Source organism: Alishewanella sp. SMS8 (genome assembly GCF_030737935.1).
GTDB classification, from domain to species: domain Bacteria; phylum Pseudomonadota; class Gammaproteobacteria; order Enterobacterales; family Alteromonadaceae; genus Alishewanella; species Alishewanella maricola.
On record NZ_JAPJEA010000001.1, the window covers coordinates 1,464,768 to 1,482,173 of the forward strand.

Annotated in this window: 18 protein-coding genes; 7 read left to right on the forward strand and 11 right to left on the reverse strand. The window is 46.5% G+C overall.

Features of this window, described 5'->3' with window-relative positions; all coding sequences use genetic code 11:
- The first annotated feature begins 2 nt into the window (after positions 1-2).
- On the forward strand, positions 3-494 hold the full coding sequence (gene ilvN / locus ORJ01_RS06690) for an acetolactate synthase small subunit (protein ID WP_226750511.1): 492 nt from the start codon (positions 3-5) through the stop codon (positions 492-494).
- Positions 495-521: 27 nt separating this feature from the next.
- On the opposite strand, the gene ORJ01_RS06695 is transcribed toward ilvN, so the two are convergent.
- Positions 522-1,769: a cation:proton antiporter gene (locus ORJ01_RS06695; protein WP_306177383.1), complete on the reverse strand. Its 1,248-nt coding sequence runs from the start codon at positions 1,767-1,769 to the stop codon at positions 522-524.
- A gap of 22 nt (positions 1,770-1,791) precedes the next feature.
- Positions 1,792-2,979 carry a divalent metal cation transporter gene (locus ORJ01_RS06700; RefSeq protein WP_306177384.1) on the reverse strand — a complete coding sequence of 396 codons (1,188 nt, stop codon included), beginning with the start codon at positions 2,977-2,979 and terminating at the stop codon, positions 1,792-1,794.
- 152 nt (positions 2,980-3,131) lie between these two features.
- On the opposite strand from ORJ01_RS06700, the gene ORJ01_RS06705 reads away from it, so the two are divergent.
- Both ORJ01_RS06705 and ORJ01_RS06710 read left to right on the forward strand, forming a co-directional pair.
- Positions 3,132-3,398: a hypothetical protein gene (locus tag ORJ01_RS06705; protein ID WP_306177385.1), complete on the forward strand. Its 267-nt coding sequence runs from the start codon at positions 3,132-3,134 to the stop codon at positions 3,396-3,398.
- A gap of 3 nt (positions 3,399-3,401) precedes the next feature.
- On the forward strand, positions 3,402-3,647 hold the full coding sequence (locus ORJ01_RS06710) for a GNAT family N-acetyltransferase (RefSeq protein WP_226750515.1): 246 nt from the start codon (positions 3,402-3,404) through the stop codon (positions 3,645-3,647).
- A gap of 49 nt (positions 3,648-3,696) precedes the next feature.
- On the opposite strand, the gene ORJ01_RS06715 is transcribed toward ORJ01_RS06710, so the two are convergent.
- Positions 3,697-6,537, reverse strand: a complete 2,841-nt coding sequence (locus ORJ01_RS06715; protein WP_306177386.1) for a pitrilysin family protein — start codon at positions 6,535-6,537, stop codon at positions 3,697-3,699.
- 313 nt (positions 6,538-6,850) lie between these two features.
- The gene (locus tag ORJ01_RS06720) at positions 6,851-7,300 is read right to left on the reverse strand and encodes a MarR family winged helix-turn-helix transcriptional regulator (RefSeq protein WP_306177387.1); all 450 of its coding nucleotides are present in this window, start codon (positions 7,298-7,300) and stop codon (positions 6,851-6,853) included.
- Between the two features lie 161 nt (positions 7,301-7,461).
- Here ORJ01_RS06720 and ORJ01_RS06725 point away from each other — a divergent pair, with 161 nt between their 5' ends.
- Positions 7,462-7,878 (forward strand): organic hydroperoxide resistance protein, encoded by a 417-nt coding sequence (locus tag ORJ01_RS06725; protein WP_226750518.1) that lies wholly within the window; start codon positions 7,462-7,464, stop codon positions 7,876-7,878.
- 51 nt (positions 7,879-7,929) lie between these two features.
- Here ORJ01_RS06725 and yjjX read toward each other — a convergent pair whose 3' ends face one another.
- The 6 genes from yjjX to ilvG form a co-directional block, all read right to left on the reverse strand.
- Entirely contained in the window at positions 7,930-8,442 is a 513-nt protein-coding gene (yjjX, locus tag ORJ01_RS06730; protein WP_306177388.1) for an inosine/xanthosine triphosphatase, read from the reverse strand.
- A 217-nt stretch (positions 8,443-8,659) separates the two neighbouring features.
- Positions 8,660-8,845: a ribosome alternative rescue factor ArfA gene (locus tag ORJ01_RS06735; protein WP_226750520.1), complete on the reverse strand. Its 186-nt coding sequence runs from the start codon at positions 8,843-8,845 to the stop codon at positions 8,660-8,662.
- A gap of 113 nt (positions 8,846-8,958) precedes the next feature.
- Positions 8,959-10,530: a threonine ammonia-lyase, biosynthetic gene (ilvA, locus tag ORJ01_RS06740; RefSeq protein WP_306177389.1), complete on the reverse strand. Its 1,572-nt coding sequence runs from the start codon at positions 10,528-10,530 to the stop codon at positions 8,959-8,961.
- Positions 10,531-10,926: 396 nt separating this feature from the next.
- Positions 10,927-12,777 carry a dihydroxy-acid dehydratase gene (gene ilvD, locus ORJ01_RS06745; protein WP_306177390.1) on the reverse strand — a complete coding sequence of 617 codons (1,851 nt, stop codon included), beginning with the start codon at positions 12,775-12,777 and terminating at the stop codon, positions 10,927-10,929.
- 24 nt (positions 12,778-12,801) lie between these two features.
- Positions 12,802-13,056 carry an acetolactate synthase 2 small subunit gene (ilvM, locus tag ORJ01_RS06750; RefSeq protein ID WP_226750523.1) on the reverse strand — a complete coding sequence of 85 codons (255 nt, stop codon included), beginning with the start codon at positions 13,054-13,056 and terminating at the stop codon, positions 12,802-12,804.
- Complete coding sequence (ilvG, locus tag ORJ01_RS06755) at positions 13,056-14,702, reverse strand: acetolactate synthase 2 catalytic subunit (RefSeq protein WP_306177391.1); 1,647 nt, start codon at positions 14,700-14,702, stop codon at positions 13,056-13,058. The genes ilvM and ilvG overlap by 1 nt, the downstream gene beginning before the upstream one ends.
- A 436-nt stretch (positions 14,703-15,138) precedes the next feature.
- Here ilvG and ORJ01_RS06760 point away from each other — a divergent pair, with 436 nt between their 5' ends.
- Together ORJ01_RS06760 and ORJ01_RS06765 are read left to right on the forward strand one after the other, a co-directional pair.
- Positions 15,139-15,276 carry a hypothetical protein gene (locus ORJ01_RS06760; protein WP_226750525.1) on the forward strand — a complete coding sequence of 46 codons (138 nt, stop codon included), beginning with the start codon at positions 15,139-15,141 and terminating at the stop codon, positions 15,274-15,276.
- A 60-nt stretch (positions 15,277-15,336) separates the two neighbouring features.
- The gene (locus ORJ01_RS06765; RefSeq protein ID WP_306177392.1) at positions 15,337-15,579 is read left to right on the forward strand and encodes a DUF1289 domain-containing protein; all 243 of its coding nucleotides are present in this window, start codon (positions 15,337-15,339) and stop codon (positions 15,577-15,579) included.
- A 27-nt stretch (positions 15,580-15,606) separates the two neighbouring features.
- On the opposite strand, the gene ORJ01_RS06770 is transcribed toward ORJ01_RS06765, so the two are convergent.
- Positions 15,607-15,849 carry a GlsB/YeaQ/YmgE family stress response membrane protein gene (locus tag ORJ01_RS06770; protein ID WP_226750527.1) on the reverse strand — a complete coding sequence of 81 codons (243 nt, stop codon included), beginning with the start codon at positions 15,847-15,849 and terminating at the stop codon, positions 15,607-15,609.
- Between the two features lie 1,020 nt (positions 15,850-16,869).
- On the opposite strand from ORJ01_RS06770, the gene ORJ01_RS06775 reads away from it, so the two are divergent.
- Complete coding sequence (locus tag ORJ01_RS06775) at positions 16,870-17,361, forward strand: DUF3015 family protein (RefSeq protein ID WP_306021894.1); 492 nt, start codon at positions 16,870-16,872, stop codon at positions 17,359-17,361.
- Positions 17,362-17,406 lie beyond the last annotated feature (45 nt).

Here is a 17,406-nt window from a genome sequence, read left to right on the forward strand (position 1 = left end):
CCATGCGACATATTATTTCTGTTTTACTCGAAAACGAATCGGGTGCTTTAGCGCGTCTTGTCGGTTTGTTTGCTCAGCGCGGTTACAACATTGATTCGCTTACCGTAGCACCAACGGAAGACGCCACGCTTTCGCGTTTAACCTTGGTGACGCACGGTAATGATCAAGTGATTGAACAAATTACTAAGCAGCTGCATAAACTAATTGAAGTAGTGAAACTGACTGATCTAAGCGAGTCCGCGCACATTGAACGCGAATTGATGCTGGTAAAAGTGAAAGCCGCCGGCAACCAACGCGACGAAGTAAAACGCTGTGCGGATATCTTCCGCGGCCAAATTGTTGATGTGTCTGCCAATACCTATACCGTGCAATTAGTCGGTACCAGCGACAAACTGGATGCGTTTATTCAGGCGTTAGCCGGTTCGCAGATCTTGGAAGTGGTGCGTAGCGGTGTGTCGGGTATTTCACGCGGTGAAAAAACCTTAGCGATGTAACGTGCGTGAAGCCTACAGAGCGGCGACCTAGGTCGCCGTTTTCTTTGGCTGATGACGGCCATACACCCACTGAAACAGCGGCGAAGCCATCAAAGTGGTGACAATGGCCATCACCACCATTATTGAAAATAGCCCTTGCTCAATAATGCCGTAATTCAAAGCGATATTAATAATAATCAGCTCCATTAGCCCACGCGCATTCATTAAGGCGCCCACTGCTAAAGCGGTTGGATTATCCGCACCGTTCCAACGAGCCGCGGCCCAACAGGCGGCAAACTTAGCTAAAATTGAGCACACTAAAATAATGAGTGTAATCAGCAACAAATTACCGCTGCCTAAAACATCTAACCGGGTATTTAAGCCCGAATAGGTAAAAAACATCGGCAACAATAACAAAATGGTAAGGCGCTCTAATCGCTTGCGTAGTAATTCGGCCATCAGGCCGCGCGGAATGGCAATACCCAATAAGAACCCGCCAAATACCGCATGCAAGCCCACCCAATCCATACTCCACGCCGATAGTGCGAACAACAGCATTATAAATACAAAAGGTGGCCACTGTAATTGTTGCTGCTGCGCCACCCGATCTGCCAAAGGTTGTAACCACCCCCGCACCTTCGTTAGCATCAATAAGGCATATAAACCGCCCCCCACTAAAGCGGTTAACAGTACACTGATGCCTCCGCCAAAACTGGCCAATACCAAGGCTAAAATTAACCAGGCCGCAGCATCATCTATCGCACCCGCGGCCAAAGCCATTGTACCCAGTGGCGTATTAGCAAGGCCGCGCTCATAAATAATACGGGCCAGCATCGGAAAGGCGGTAATCGCAATGGCAGCACCTAAAAAGAGCGCAGCATTAAAATAGCTGATACCGGGCGCAAATAAGCCTGGCTGCTCTAACAGCCACAAGCAGAGTAAAGCCGCCACAATAAAGGGTACCAGCATACCAGCCAGCGACACTGAAATGGCACTGCGGGCATGTTGTTTAAAAAGACGCGTATTAAATTCTAAGCCCACTAAAAACATATAAAGGCCGACACCTAATTGCGCGCCAAAATACAACCAACTGCGTGTTTCAGGGATAAAAATACTTTGTTGAAACGCGGGCAAAAACCAACCAAACAAAGAAGGGCCGAGCGCCACACCGGCAATCATCTCGCCAACGACTTTCGGTTGCCCAACAAACCTAGCCAGCCGACCAAATAATTGAGCCGCCATTAAAATCAGGGCTAACTGCGCAACAAACAACAAGATTAACTGCCAAAGAGACACCCTTAACTCCTAATAACCATATTTAACTGAGCAAGCCGAGATACCAACACAAGAACAATACGGCAAAACCAAACAAATAACTCAGTCCAAGCCAACTTAATAGGGTTAACCCTTTCGATAATGGCGGCATGCCTGCCCCACGCAGTAAACTAAAATTAAGCCAAGCAAAAACGGGCGTAGTTAAAAAGGCTAAAGTCATCGCAAAGGTTAACATCGGGCCGAGTGCCGAACGGAAAAACAAGATCACCGCCATACCACACAGTGCCTGCACGATTAGCCAACTGCTTAAGCTCAGGCGATTATCCACTTTTTGCCAACCCAACAAATAAAACGATTTATTTAAGGTGCGCGCGTACCCATCCAACACGGTGATGGTGGTACCAAACATACATAAAAAGGCAATCAGCGATACCATTGGCTTTGACCATTCGCCAATGGTTGCGCCATACATATCGACCAATTGTTGGGCAAAGGCAGCACCGGCTAAGGCAATCGGCTGCGCAGTACCGTATTGCACTAACGCCCCTAAGGATACAAAAACCAACGCCAAACCTGCGGTTAACCAATAACCGAGGTTAAAATCGAACAGGCCCTGGGCGCGCGTTACCGGTTGTCGCCGCTGTTTCGCGGTTAGCCACAATGAGCTAATCGCCGAAATCTCAATCGGTGCGGGCATCCACCCCATTAACGCCACTAAAAAGCCCAGCATCACTAATTGCCAAGGGGATTGCCCAACATAATCAGCTGGCGCGGCAGCGCCGTTTTTAGCGGCAATAATAACCGCAGTTACGGTGGTGAGGGTTAAGAGCAACATAATGACTTTCGCGACACTGTCTAGCGCCTGATAATGGCCCAGCAGTAAGATCAGTAAGCAAGCTAACAAGATTAAGCAACACAACAGGGTTAAAGACCAATTGCCGGGCAGCGCATATTGCAACAAGGCTGCTGTTAAAATTAGCACTGCCGCGGTATTCACCACCGCCGCGACGACATTTAACACAACAAAACTGTAAAAGTAGCCTTTACCCTTGCGTTGATAGCCTTCAAGCAGGGTTTCGTTTTGTTCTAAGGTGTATTGCACACCAAACCGAAAAAACGGGTACTTAAGAATATTGACCAATAAAATTAACCATAACAACTGCCAGCCAAATAAGGCACCGGCTTGCGTTGATGCCACCAAATGTGAGCCACCAATCGCGGCTGTGGCCATTAAAACACCGGGCCCCAATGTTTGCAGGCGGGTGCGCCAGCCAGAGAAAACTTCGTGCATAATACGACTTGTTGATTGTTATTTAATGCTCGCTAGCTTAGCCTAAGCATCACAGTGATGCACTGCTTTTACCGCGAACAGAGGCTTGGAACATGCAAGAAAGCGATTTAACCGATCAGGCAACCCTACTTGAAGTACTCGAAAACCAATTAGCCGATAATTACCCAACAGAAGTGATGGCGACCTTAATGCGTTTACGTATGACAGGCCACAGTCGTGAGGCGGCTATGGAGTTAATGGCATGCGCGCTAGCCCCAGAAATGTTTGCCGTGGTTGAACAGCAACAAAACTTTAATTTAGAACGCTATACCGCGCATTTAGCGTTATTACCGGAAACCCCTTGGTTAGATGAGGAGTAAGCTATGACAGAACCGCTTATTAAGCATCTCGCATCAGAGCAACGCTTTACGCTCACCTTGGCGGATGCCAGTGCGCAGCTAGATTATCACGTGAATGGCAAGGTGATTAATTTTCACCATACCTTCGTGCCTCCGGCGTTTCGCGGTAAGGGTTTAGCAGAAAAATTGGTACGACATGCGCTGCAGTGGGCGCAAACAGAAGGTTATGACATTCAAGCAAGCTGCTCTTACGTGCAGCGTTTTCTCTAATAAAAAAGCCAGGTGACATCACCTGGCTTTTTCTATTTACTGATGCGGCTTATAGCTTCATGTCGATAATCGGCAATTGCAGTTTTTCTAACTCAGGCTTGAGCTTATCTGCTTCACCCACTACCACAATCACCATCTCTTCTGGTGATAAATAACGGCTGGCTAACTCATTTAGTTGCGCTTGCGTGCTTTGCTGTAAGATCTGATTACGCTGCTGAGTAAACTCCGCACCGACGTTAAATTCTAACATCTGCGCCATAAAACCTAACTTGGCATTCGGTGTTTCATAACGTAACGCTTCAGATTGGTTTACCGCACTGCGCATAAAGGCTAACTCTTCAGCAGTAATACCCTTTTGTTGGTAATTGTTAAGCTCTTTTAAGAACTCTTCAATCGACTCACGCGTGACATCAGCCCGCACTGCGGCACTGGCCGAAAACATGCCGACTTGTTTATCACCACCAAAACCACTGCGCGCGCCATAGGTATAGCCTTTATCTTCACGTAAGTTAAGGTTGATACGGCTGTTAAAGTTGCCACCTAAGGTAAAGTTCATCAAACCCGCTTGATAGAACTCACCGGTCAGATCACGCGGCATAGCACGGCGCACAATACGGATCTCGGATTGTGGTGATTGGTCTTTATGCACTAAGTAAATCGCGCCTGTCTGTACCTTAGGTGCAGGCAGTGCCAAGTTTAACTCAGGTGCTTTACCTTGCCACTGTGGTGCCATATTCGCTAACAACGGCAGTAGTTCGGCTTGAGGTAAATCCGATACCGCCACTAACTGCGCGCCAGCAGGTTTAACAAAGGTTTGATAGAAACTATTAATCTGCTCTAAGGTCATCGTCGCTAAGGTTTGTTCGTTACCCATGCTTGGCTGACCGGCAATGGTGTCACCGAACATCAACTGGCTTACCGCTCGCTCGGCCAAGTAACTGGCATTTTTCTGTGCTTGCGCCAGTGATTGTAAACGTTGTTGTTTTAAACGATTAAAGTCTTCAGCTGAAAAAGCTGGGTTTAATAGTTTTTCCTGCACTAACTGCAAAGTTTGCGGTAAGTTACTGGTTAAACTGCTGACAAACACATTTAAATCGCGGTCATCGGCACTGATTGACACCGAACTGCCGAGTAATTCCAGCGCCATGCTCATTTGCTCGGTGCTGTAATTTTTAGTGCTCTCGTTCAGTAAGGACGCCATCATCGAGGCGACACCCGCTTGTTCTACGCTGTTAGCATAGCTACCGGCTGGGATCCGCAACAATAACGACGTAGTCGGTGTTTCTTCGCTAATTGACGCCAATACTTTGATGCCATTGGCTAACTCGCTGGTCCATGTAGCAGGTAAGGTGATCGCAGGGTTAGCACCGGCTTTAGGTACGGCTGTACGATCAAAGGTATGACTCGCTACACGTGTCGGTAAACTCTCAGACGCTGTGGCTTCAGCAGGGTCGAAAGTGCGCGGTGTGAAGTTATCTGGCGCTGCAATCATATCGGCCTTACCACGTGGCACCACACTACTAATCACTGCAGGTTTATTCTGCACATATTGCTGATATACCCGCATAACATCTTCTGCGGTGACTTCAGCATATGCTGCTAACAAGGTCGCAATACGGTCAGGATCACCGTAAAAGGTTTCATTGTAAGCCAACTGGCTCACTTTACCGGCCACGCTTTGTAAACCGAAAATACTACGCGCTTCAACGCGCGCTTTTGCCCGAGCTAGATCTTCAGGTTTAACGCCGCGCTCCGCCACTTGTTGTAAGTTTTGCCGTAACAATTGCTCTAACTCAGCTAAGTTTTTACCTGAGGCTGGGTGTGGTAATGCCGTCAGGTTAAAGGTACAGGCTAATTCTTGACAGCGATGGCCTGCACCGGCTTGCACCGCAATTTGTGGCCGTACTAAGCTTTGATATAACAAAGAGTTGTTACCGCTTCCTAGAATATCACCTAAGATATTCAGCGCGGGTTCGTCTGGATGACCGGCATACACGGTAGGGAATGTCATGCTAAGTAACGGCAAGTGCACGTTATCTTCCATCGAGATATAACGATCGGCGGTTAATACCGCTGGGGCTTTTGCCATCTTTTCAACAGCAGGGCCTGCAGGAATTGTGGCAAAATACTTTTGCACTAAGGGCAGCACATCTTCCGCTTTAACCGCACCACCGATTGTCAGAGTGGCGTTATTCGGGCCATACCAACGTAAAAAGAAATCTTTTAACGCCGGCATATTGGCGCGATTTAAGTCATCCATATGACCAATCACCGGCCAAGAATATGGGTGACCATAAGGATACAGTGCTTGCGATAACTGCTCCCAATAACGGCCATAAGGCTGGTTATCTACCCGCTGCCCGCGCTCGTTTTTTACTGTCGATAATTGAATATCAAACTTTTCTTGCGTCACCGCATCCAGAAAATACCCCATGCGATCCGATTCTAACCACAGCATTTTTTCTAACTGGTTAACCGGTACCGTTTGGAAATAATTGGTGCGATCGCTGTTCGTGGTGCCGTTTAGCGTACCGCCAGCTTCAGTAACATATTTAAAATGCATTTCCGGGCCAACGTTTTCTGAGCCCTGAAACATCATATGTTCAAAAAAGTGCGCAAAACCTGACTTACCTAACTCTTCACGCGCCGAACCAACATGGTAAGTTACATCAACATGCACCAATGGATCAGACTGATCTTCATGCACAATAACCGTTAAGCCATTGGCTAATTGGTATTTTTTATAGGGTAAATTTAATTCACCCGCTTGCTGTTGGCCTTCGGCCACTAGGGTAACACCCTCAGGTAAAGATTTAACCGATGTGGTGTTAGTACAGCCAGCTACACCGAGGGCAACCAGTAAGGCGAGACTTAAAGTAGATAATTTCAAAGCAGGCTCCGCTAATAAAAAAGGATTTACGCCTAGATTAAAACAGCTGTAGCCATTAATGAAAACCTTACAGATGTAACAAAATATAACACGCCAGCACCGCTGGCCTTAACAGACACCACTGTAACCAGTTGGTTTAAATCAATAAATTATTTAACCGCGCGTTGAAATGCATTTTACACCCTGATAGCGCTCGACCAAGACCCTAAAAATTACGTTAGTTACCGTTAAACGCGCCAGGCAAACACGATGAAGGCGCAGCGTCATCACGCTCTAGCGGGCGGCTCACTCAACCAAACCGACTTTATTCAGCCTACTTACGGCACTGCTCAAGCTGTTGAATTTGCAGTTGCAAAGCACGCGCCTGTTCACGCAGTAACACCAATTCATCATCGGATAAGGCAACCTGACAACGTAAAGCCGGCATCACATTGACCACTTGTTGCTCTAATGCTCGACCAAAAGGCGTGAGCACCACTTTTTTTACGCGCTCATCAGCGGGATCGCTTTGCCGCTGCAAAATGGCTTTTTGCTCTAACTTTTTAACCAGTGGCGTTAAAGTGCCCGAATCAAATAACGTCTGCTGCCCTAGTTGCCCCAAACTAATATTGTCTTGCTGCCATAAGGCGAGTAACACCACATACTGCGGGTAGGTCAAATCAAACGGCTGCAATAAGGGCCGATACAAACGCATCATGGCGTTATTGGCGCTGTATAACGCAAAACACACTTGCTGCGCTAAAGGTAAGGTTTTCTCTGTCATACCGCTGGTCTCATTTCGCCTTGCATGCTACCTAGTATACGCTGAATCTCAGCCGCATAAAAATATTTCACGCAATTATATTGCGCACAAGATAAATTGACGTTAGTATCTGTCCGTCCGGTGCTTAATCCGGTTTACTTACTCACCAATTGGAGCGACACATGGAAATATTATATAAAGCCGTTGTTACCGCAACCGGTGGCCGTGATGGTCAAGTTAACTCAGATGATAATTTATTGAGCAGCAAATTATCTGCGCCAAAAGCCTTGGGTGGTAAAGGTGATGCAACTAACCCTGAGCAATTATTTGCCGCCGGTTATGCCGCCTGTTTTATTGGCGCTTTAAAATTTGTTGCTGGCCAGCAAAAACTTGCCTTACCTGCAGACAGCACCATTCGTGGCGAAGTAGGCATTGGTAAAATCGAAGGGGGTTTTGGTTTAGATGTTGATTTATTTATTAACTTACCGGGTTTAGCCGCAGACCAAGCCGAGCAGTTAGTCGCCGCAGCGCACCAAGTTTGCCCATACTCAAACGCTACTCGCGGTAATATTGAAGTACGCTTACACACTAGCGTTTAATAAAAAGCGTGCCGTTGCCACGGCACGTTTTTCCAAGTGGATCCTGTTTTCTTAAAACCACTCGGTATTAAGAAACGGGATCAGCGCTAGTGTTAAGGCTTGTTGATAGACTTGGCTGCGACTTAATCGGTTTTGGGTTAATAAGCCAATTGCGCCACCCGCTTGTTTGATGTTTTGCGTACCAAACAAGGTATCCATTGCATCACCCAGCTCTTGCCCTTGCTCTATTTCGGCAAGTGCCGCCTTGGGTAACATTAAACTCGCAGAACGTGCCTTACCCACCTTGCCATTATGCTCAATTAACATCCACGCAAAGGTTAAATCGCCATCTAACCCAGCTTCAATCGACACATAGTAATCAGCAGCGATGGCTTGTTTTAAGGCCGTTAAACGGTTTTTAGCGCCGGCATAGGTTTCTTCACTGCTCATCGGCTGATCGGGTACACCCGATGGCACATTAAGCCCTGTTACTGTCAGTGCTTGTTCTGGAAAGTTAGCGTTAAAACATTGCTGTACCGCATTAATTTTCGCCGGATTCGCCGACGCGACTGCTATGCTCCACATGTATTCTACTCTTCGTTTTATCATAGGCTTAGCCTAACGCGAGCCACGCCGACTTGTAAACACAACGCTACCCTACCGACTCACGACGGGCTTAATACTTTACGTAAAAGCGTTTATAAAAGAGGGCGCTAGGCCAGATACAACAGGGTTAATGCTCAGAAAAGTTAAATAAAGCAGAAGTACTCACAGAAGATAAGTAGGCGGCGATGCAAAGCAATCAGTGCGAGGCGTTAGAAACAACAAGGGCGTAATCTTGTGAATTACGCCCTTTGCGGTTGTAGGAACCTTTGCCTTTTTTCGCCTTAACCACCCTAGTTTGAAACAACTTACTGGTCACTAAAGCTTTTAACGCATTATCACGGATCTCTCCGCGACCATGCTCGCTTGTCGCTGATTTACTCATAGTGGTACTCCCCTTTAAAAACCAACAAGAAAAACGTCCAAAGTGTCACTGCAGGCTTAGGCAGCAACCCAAGCTGTAAGTTCCCTACTATTCAACTCAAGCAAGAACCGCCACTATTCGCCTGCGGTTAAGAAAGTTTGATAACTCTGATTGTTGCTAACCAATTGATACTGATAACCCAGCTTATCTAAGTAACTGGCAATATCGCTATGCTCAGCCACTTCAAAACCGGCCAACACATCCCCCGTGGCGGCACCATGGTTACGATAATGGAATAAGCTGATATTCCAATCTTCGCCTAATGTGTTAAGAAAATTCATCAATGCGCCGGGATATTCAGGGAAGTTAAACTGATACACCTGCTCGGTAATGGCGCGTGGTGGCATACCGCCGACCATATGCCGTACATGCAGCTTGGCCAGTTCATCATCAGAGAGATCTAAATATTGATAACCGGCATCACTGAGTAATGTTTTTACTGTCGCCAGCTCTTGCTCACCGTGCCGCAGCTTGATGCCAACAAAGATATGCGCTTTACGATCACTGGCATAGCGGTAATTAAATTCGGTAATGGCTCGGCCGCCGAGAGTTTGGCAAAAGCGCCGAAAGCTGCCTTTTTCTTCTGGTATCGTCACGGCAAATACCGCTTCTTTTTTCTCGCCAAGTTCACAGCGCTCAGATACATAACGCAAAGTATCAAAATTTAAGTTCGCACCACTAAGCACCGCTGCATAATGCTGCGGTTTAGCAAGCGTGCTATTACTTAAACGTTGGCTGTATTTTTTCAACCCGGCCAAAGCTAAAGCGCCAGCCGGTTCCGCCACTGCTCGTAAATCATCAAAAATATCTTTAATGGCCGCACACATTTCGTCACTTGTTACGGTGATCACTTCATCACAAAAGCGCTTAGCAACATTAAAGTTTTCCGTACCAATCCGCTTTACAGCCACACCATCGGCAAATAAACCAACACGCGCCAAGGTCACCGGTTCACCCGCGGCCATGGCTGCCTTTAAACAAGCCGCATCTTCCGGCTCGACACCAATCACTTTAATATGTGGCTGAATAGCTTTGATATACACCGCCATACCCGCCATCAAGCCACCACCACCCACGGGAATAAACACGGCATCCAATTGATTATTTTGGCTTAATAGCTCTTTTGCTACCGTACCCTGCCCAGCTATAACATCGGCATCATCAAACGGCGGAATATAAATAGCGCCTTCGTCTTTGGCTTTAGCAATCGCAAAACTGTTAGCTTCATCAAAGGCCGTGCCGTGCAGCACCACATTACCGCCCAAGGCTTTGACCGCCGCCACTTTGATTTCAGGCGTGGTGATCGGCATAACGATAGTCGCTTTTAAGCCCAGCTTACTGGCTGATAAGGCCACACCCTGTGCATGATTTCCGGCAGAGGCGCAGATCACGGCAGCAGCAGTATGCTGTTGTTTTACTTTGTGTAACTTATGAAAAGCACCGCGCACTTTAAAAGAGTAAACCGGCTGTTTATCTTCGCGCTTTAATAATACCTGATGCCCCAAGCGTTTACTGAGCTTGGCCATGTCATCCAACGGAGTTTCAACCGCAGCTTGATAAACCGGCGATAGCAAAATCTCCCGCAGATACTGTTGCATCACTTCGGCATCCGTTTGCTCGGGGTGGACTGTTGCCAGATTATTCATTGTGACTCCATTGCTCTTACTATTTATATTATTAAACCAACCATCTGCGCAGCTAACACAACTGCACGTCACTAAACCCACCTTGCAGCCAGCTAATCAGCTAACGTTACACACCCACGCGCCCCACTAAACGTGCAGCTCGCTAAACGCTAAGCAGGGCATCTCCAACACGGATGCTAGAGAGGAACCTACAAGGACCTACTCACAGCGTCCTTGCATATGGTTAACTTGCGAAACTGCAAAACCAACCAGGTAGCTAGTAAATCACTAAGCAAGGCGTCTCCAGCATGGATGCTGGAGATGAGCCTACAAGGACGTATCCACGGCGTCCTTGCGTGTGATTAACTAGCAAAACTGCACTTTATTGCACCACTTAATTACAATAGCCTTTCTTAATTAGTCTTCCAGCTTAGAAACATCGCGCACAGCGCCCTTATCGGCACTGCTTGCTAATAGCGCATAGGCTTTTAAGGCACTGCTTACCACACGCTGCCGATTTTCCGGCTTCCACGCCAGCTTACCTTTTGCCTGCATAGCCGCACGGCGCTCAGCCAACACCTGATCACTCACTGCAATACCAATTTTGCGATTCGGAATATCAATCTCAACCCGATCACCCTCTACCACCAAGGCAATCACCCCACCACTGGCCGCTTCTGGCGACACATGACCAATAGATAAACCCGAGGTACCGCCAGAAAAACGACCATCCGTAATCAAAGCACAAGCTTTACCTAAACCCATCGATTTTAAATAACTGGTTGGGTACAACATTTCTTGCATACCCGGGCCACCTTTGGGCCCTTCGTAGCGAATAATCACCGCATCACCGGCCACCACTTTGCCACCCAGAATGGCGGCAACCGCATCATCTTGGCTTTCAAAGATCCGAGCACGGCCAGTAAACACTAAGTTTTCTTTCTCTACGCCGGCGGTTTTAACGATACAACCATTAGGCGCTAAGTTGCCAAACAACACTGCTAAGCCGCCGTCTTGCGAGTAAGCATGCTCTTTACTGCGAATACAGCCATCAACCCGATCATCATCTAAACTGGGGTAACGGCAGCTTTGCGAAAAGGCTTTAGTCGTGCGAATACCGGCAGGGCCGGCTAAATACATTTGTTTGGCTGCCGCGTGCGCGGTAGACGCGATATCCCACTGCGCTATCACATCAGCCAAATCTTTACCTGAAACATGCGGCACATTCGGGTTTAATAAACCGGCACGATTTAATTCAGCCAAAATAGCAATAACACCGCCTGCGCGATGCACATCTTCCATATGGTATTTTTGGGTAGACGGGGCCACTTTACATAAATGCGGCACAATGCGAGACAAGCGATCAATATCGTCCATGCCAAAATCCACTTCGGCTTCAATGGCCGCAGCTAATAAATGCAAAACAGTATTAGTCGAACCGCCCATCGCGATATCCAGCATCATGGCGTTTTCAAAAGCCGATTTATTGGCGATATTACGCGGTAAAGCACTGGCATCATCTTGTTTATACCAGCGATTACACAATTCCATAATGCGGAAACCGGCTTGCACAAAGAGTTCTTTACGATCGGCATGCGTGGCTAATAACGAACCATTACCCGGCTGACCTAAGCCTAAAGCTTCTACCAAGCAATTCATTGAATTCGCGGTAAACATACCCGAACAACTGCCACAGGTTGGGCAGGCACTGCGTTCAATTTCAGCGCTATCACTGTCGCTGACGTTGGGATCGGCCGCAGAGACCATGGCATCCACTAAATCCAATTTGATAATTTGATCAGATAACTTGGTTTTACCCGCTTCCATCGGGCCGCCAGACACAAAGATCACCGGAATGTTTAAGCGCATCGCCGCCATTAACATACCCGGCGTAATTTTGTCACAGTTTGAAATGCAGACCATGGCATCGGCACAATGCGCGTTGATCATATACTCAACAGAATCGGCTATCAGCTCACGCGAGGGTAAGCTGTACAACATACCACCATGACCCATGGCAATACCGTCATCCACCGCTATGGTATTGAATTCTTTGGCAATACCGCCCGCTTCTTCAATGCTGCTGGCAACCAATTTACCTAAATCGCGTAAATGCACATGGCCTGGTACAAATTCGACAAAAGAGTTCACTACCGCGACGATGGGCTTACCAAAATCGGTGTCTTTCACACCTGTAGCGCGCCATAATGCTCTGGCGCCAGCCATATTACGTCCTTCGGTAACGGTTGCAGATCTTAACTTTGGCATTGTTGTCTTTCCTAAAAATAAACGTTAGGCGCGAAGCGCGGCCACAGCAGCAGACGCTAGTTCCAACTGCTGCACATCATAAAGTTTAACTAATTGACTGGTGAGTAAAGCGATAGGCTTATCACTTTGTACTTGTAAGGTAATGCGCATACCTGCGCGATCGGTTAGCGGTTTTAATTCTAAACCTGCCAATTTGTAACCACGATAACGGGTAACCTGCAATAAGCGCTCAACAACCGTTGCCTCATTGCTGGTGGTGATAGTTAGGGTATGTTGCATTAGTTAGTCTCCGTCATCATATCTTGGTTAGCGGCACCTGGCGGAACTAATGGCCAGACATTCTCTGTTTCATCAATGCGTACGTGCAGTAAATAAGGACCTGGCCAGGTGAACATTGCCTCTAGCGCATCGGCGACTTCGTCTTTGCGGGTGATCGTATGGCCAGGGATAGCAAATGCAGCGGCTAAAGCCACAAAGTCAGGGTTATCGGATAAGTCGGTTTCGCTATAACGCTCATTAAAAAACAATTGCTGCCATTGCTTAACCATGCCCAAGCGTTGATTATCAATTAAGACAATTTTCACCGGTAAACGAAAACGCTTAATGGTGCCCAGCTCTTGCACATTCATCATAAAAGAGCCGTCGCCACTGACCGCTAACACCGTATCTTGGGGGCGGGCTAACTTGGCACCAATGGCGGCCGGCAAACCAAACCCCATAGTCCCTAAGCCACCACTAGAAAGATGATTGCGCGGGCTGTTAAAGCGCATATGTTGCGCCACCCACATTTGGTGCTGGCCAACATCACAACACACCACGCTGTTATCGGGCATGCGCTCGCTTAACTGTTTTAACAGCAAGGGCGCATAGATTTTTTCGCCGGGATGATCATAACGCCAGCCATGCTGCTGCTTTAATTGTTGGCAGTGAGCCAACCACGCATCGCACTGTGTCGGCGTAGTGATCGCCGGTAAGATTTGCTTCATATCACCCAGCAAGGCGCAATCGGCAAAACGTACTTTGTTAATTTCTGCCGGATCGATATCCAAATGGATCACTTTGGCATCGGGCGCAAATTTTTCTAAGTTGCCGGTTACGCGGTCATCAAAACGTGCGCCTAAACACACTAATAAATCGCATTGCTGCACCGCTAAATTGGCCGCTTGCGTACCATGCATGCCCAGCATGCCTAAATAGTGCACATTATCGCGAGCCACCGAGCCCATGCCTTTTAGCGTGGTCACGGATGGCATCACGCTTTCGGCTAAAAAGGCCTGTAAATGCGCTAAAGCATCAGCCATATGCACACCCCCGCCGATATAAGCCATCGGCTTGCTTGCGGCACTGATCAATTGACGGGCGGCTGCGGTATTCGCTAAAGAGGTGTTAACACGTTGACTTGGCGGGCTAATCCACTCTGGTTCAGCAACAGCCGCTAATTGCACATCTTTTGGGATATCGACTAGCACAGGGCCTGGCCGACCACTGCGAGCTAAGGTAAAGGCTTGTTGTAAGATCGAAGCCAGTTCGTTGACATTACGCACCATAAAGCTGTGTTTGGTGACACTTAAGCTTAAACCTAACACATCAATTTCCTGAAAGGCATCCGAGCCCATCACGGCTTGAGATACCTGACCGGTGATCGCTACCAAGGGCACAGAATCTAATAAAGCATCGGCCAACGACGTGATCAGGTTGGTCGCACCCGGGCCAGAGGTGGCTAAACACACCCCAACTTTGCCGGAAGAACGCGCATAGCCAATCGCCGAAAAAGCGCCGCCTTGTTCATGCCGACACAAATAGTGCTTTACCGTACTGTGATAGATCGCATCATAAATGGGCATAATAGCGCCGCCTGGGTAACCAAAAATGGTATCGACCCCTTGCTGCTGTAACACCTTTAATACCAACTCTGCGCCATTCATGTGTAACCTCAACCTTTTACTGATGTGGCCGATGAAAATTTACTCTGCCCTGAAACGACAAAACCCCCGGTCTTTGCAGAGCGGGGGTTTTGCTGGAAATCGATTTGCATCTTATCTTCCGAAAACACCGCCCCCGCGGAGATTAATAATCACCACGCTTACGAGGACAAGAATGTTTAGAATGGAAGCTAAACGCATATTATTTACTCACTAACTCTAATCGGTTAATTGTTGAGGATCAGTTCACCTAATCACAATGTGTCTATTAATAGACGTCTATCTGTCTGGAGTCAACCGATTTCTAAAAAAAAGACACTTTTTGTACAAATAAATTAAAATTTGTACCTTGGCCAGTCTGCTATTACAGTAGAGGTAATACCACTCATCGTTTCGCTGATGTTTTAAACAGTGCGGCTTTACTGACTTGGAGTTAATAATGAATGCCAATCTCTGGTTTTTCTTAAGTGTTTGTGTGATTTTTGGTGTAGGTTTTTGTATGTTTATTGTTTATTTGCAGCATTTAAAAACCATGAAGCAATTAGAACTAAACGCGACGCAGCACAAAAAAGACTAACGCTATCTTGCTTAATCACGCGCTAGCGACTTAGTTCAAAGCTAACAGGCAAACAAATGTATGGATCAACTTGAGCTGTTTGACATACCGAACCCCTGTATTGGGGTTTGCCAAAGTAATAATAGAGGTTATTGCTTAGGGTGTTTGCGCTCGCGAGACGAACGTTTTAATTGGCCACAAAAACCGGCCAGTGAACGTTCGCGAATTTTACGGCTGTTAGCGCAGCGGCGTGCCCGGCTAAAAGTGAAAGCGCTAAGTACCGAGCCAGAGGTTATAGCCGCTGGCTCGTTAGATTTATTTTAAGGTAAATATGATTAGGGTTTTTAAGCTCTAGCTACGTTTGACTAAACTGATTAAATACAATAACACCACAGCACCTACCGTTGCCGTGATTAACGAACCAACAAAACCAAAGGCTTTTAAGCCCAACGCACTAAATAAAAAACCGCCCAGCATAGAACCGACAATCCCCACCACAATATTACCTAGCAAACCAAAACCGCGGCCTTTCATAATATTGCCCGCTATCCAACCCGCCAAGGCGCCTAAAATTAAAAAAGCGATAAAGTTCATAACATTCCCTTTGCTCTAGTGTTAATTTAATATTAAGACTAAATAAGTGGTCCTAATTGTGATAAACCTACTTTAGTCCATGCTTGCTACCCAGAAACTGTTTAGCGGTATTCATTAAATAATAAACGTGCTTCAACAAATCATCCATGTTTTTACAATAATGATTCCGAATGATCTGTTCGATGATTAATTCAATTCTTTTCGCCCGACGATATTGTCCTTTAAGCCTTTCTAGCAATTTAATAAATAAGTCACTGGCCTTGCGGCCATCTCCCACATAAACGATTTGCCCAGTCTGGCCTTGCAATGCTCCCGCCAGATAATGTTTATTTTCTGGCCAGACGTTGCTACCCTACTCTGCTTGCTACGATGCTCCAAATCTACACCGATTTTAAGATTCAGATGGATATCCAATTAATCTTTGCAAAACACCGAGTGGTCAATAATGTGAACTGCTAGCGCTTCCTAGGTAGACTCCAGTTTCTCCTCTTTATCCAAGTTTTGGATTTTAGAGGGTTGGCTCAGATCTACGCCAGTCACTTCCTGTGTTTGTGCAACCAGCATCTGATAGTAGAGCTAAGGATCTGAATGTAGCATAACTTGCTCAGTTACAGCGCAAACAACTCTACACGCCAAGGTGAACGCTAATATCCAAGCGTCCTTGCGTTAACACCACCAGGACTGTATGGAGCTCTATCTCGTGTTTTATAAATAATCATCTTTAATCGGCGAGTTTCCGCGCTATATAAAAAAGCTTTTCTGTTCATACTTAATGCTGTTTCTATGCTTATTAGCGAGTTAGTTTGGCGACCGTTCTGAACGCGCAAACAGCATTAAGTTCTCTTCCCTGAGTAACCTGTTGTTTCTAGGAAAGTTATTTAGTCACAACCTCAAAATTTCACAATAACCACAAAACAATTATTTTTTATTAATGCCACTAGATTTTAAAACTTAGAAAAGATATAAATATTGCCGCACTATTTATAGTGTATTTAATAACAATAAACTAAAGGATTTGATATGAAGTACAGTGTTTTTGCAACAGTATTGATGGCATTCACAGTTGTAGGCTCAGCTAATGCGCAAGATAAATCAAAAGAAGTTGGCTCAGGTCCAAACCCTTTTTCTGATTGTGGTATTGGTGCAGCATTATTTTCAGAAAACAAAACCCTTGCCGTAACCTCAAACGTAATTTGGGACATCGGTACCACCGCTGTTACTTCTGCTACTGCAAGTCCAGAAACTTGTTCAGGCAAAAACGTCACTGCGGCAACGTTTATTCTTAATACTTATGACAACCTGATCGAAGACACAGCTCGTGGTGAAGGTGAACACTTAGTAGCGTTAATGAATATCCTCGAAGTTGAGCAAACCGCGAAGCAAGATGTTGTTAACGCACTACGCGCGCAAGTTGCACAACACGTTATTGCTGACGAATATAATACCGCAAGCAAAATCGAAAAATCTCAAATGTTCTTCTCAGCTGTTGTTAACGCTGTAAACGAAGCTTAATAAGGAAAACAAGGATAGAAAGTTTTTTCTTTCTATCCTATTCTG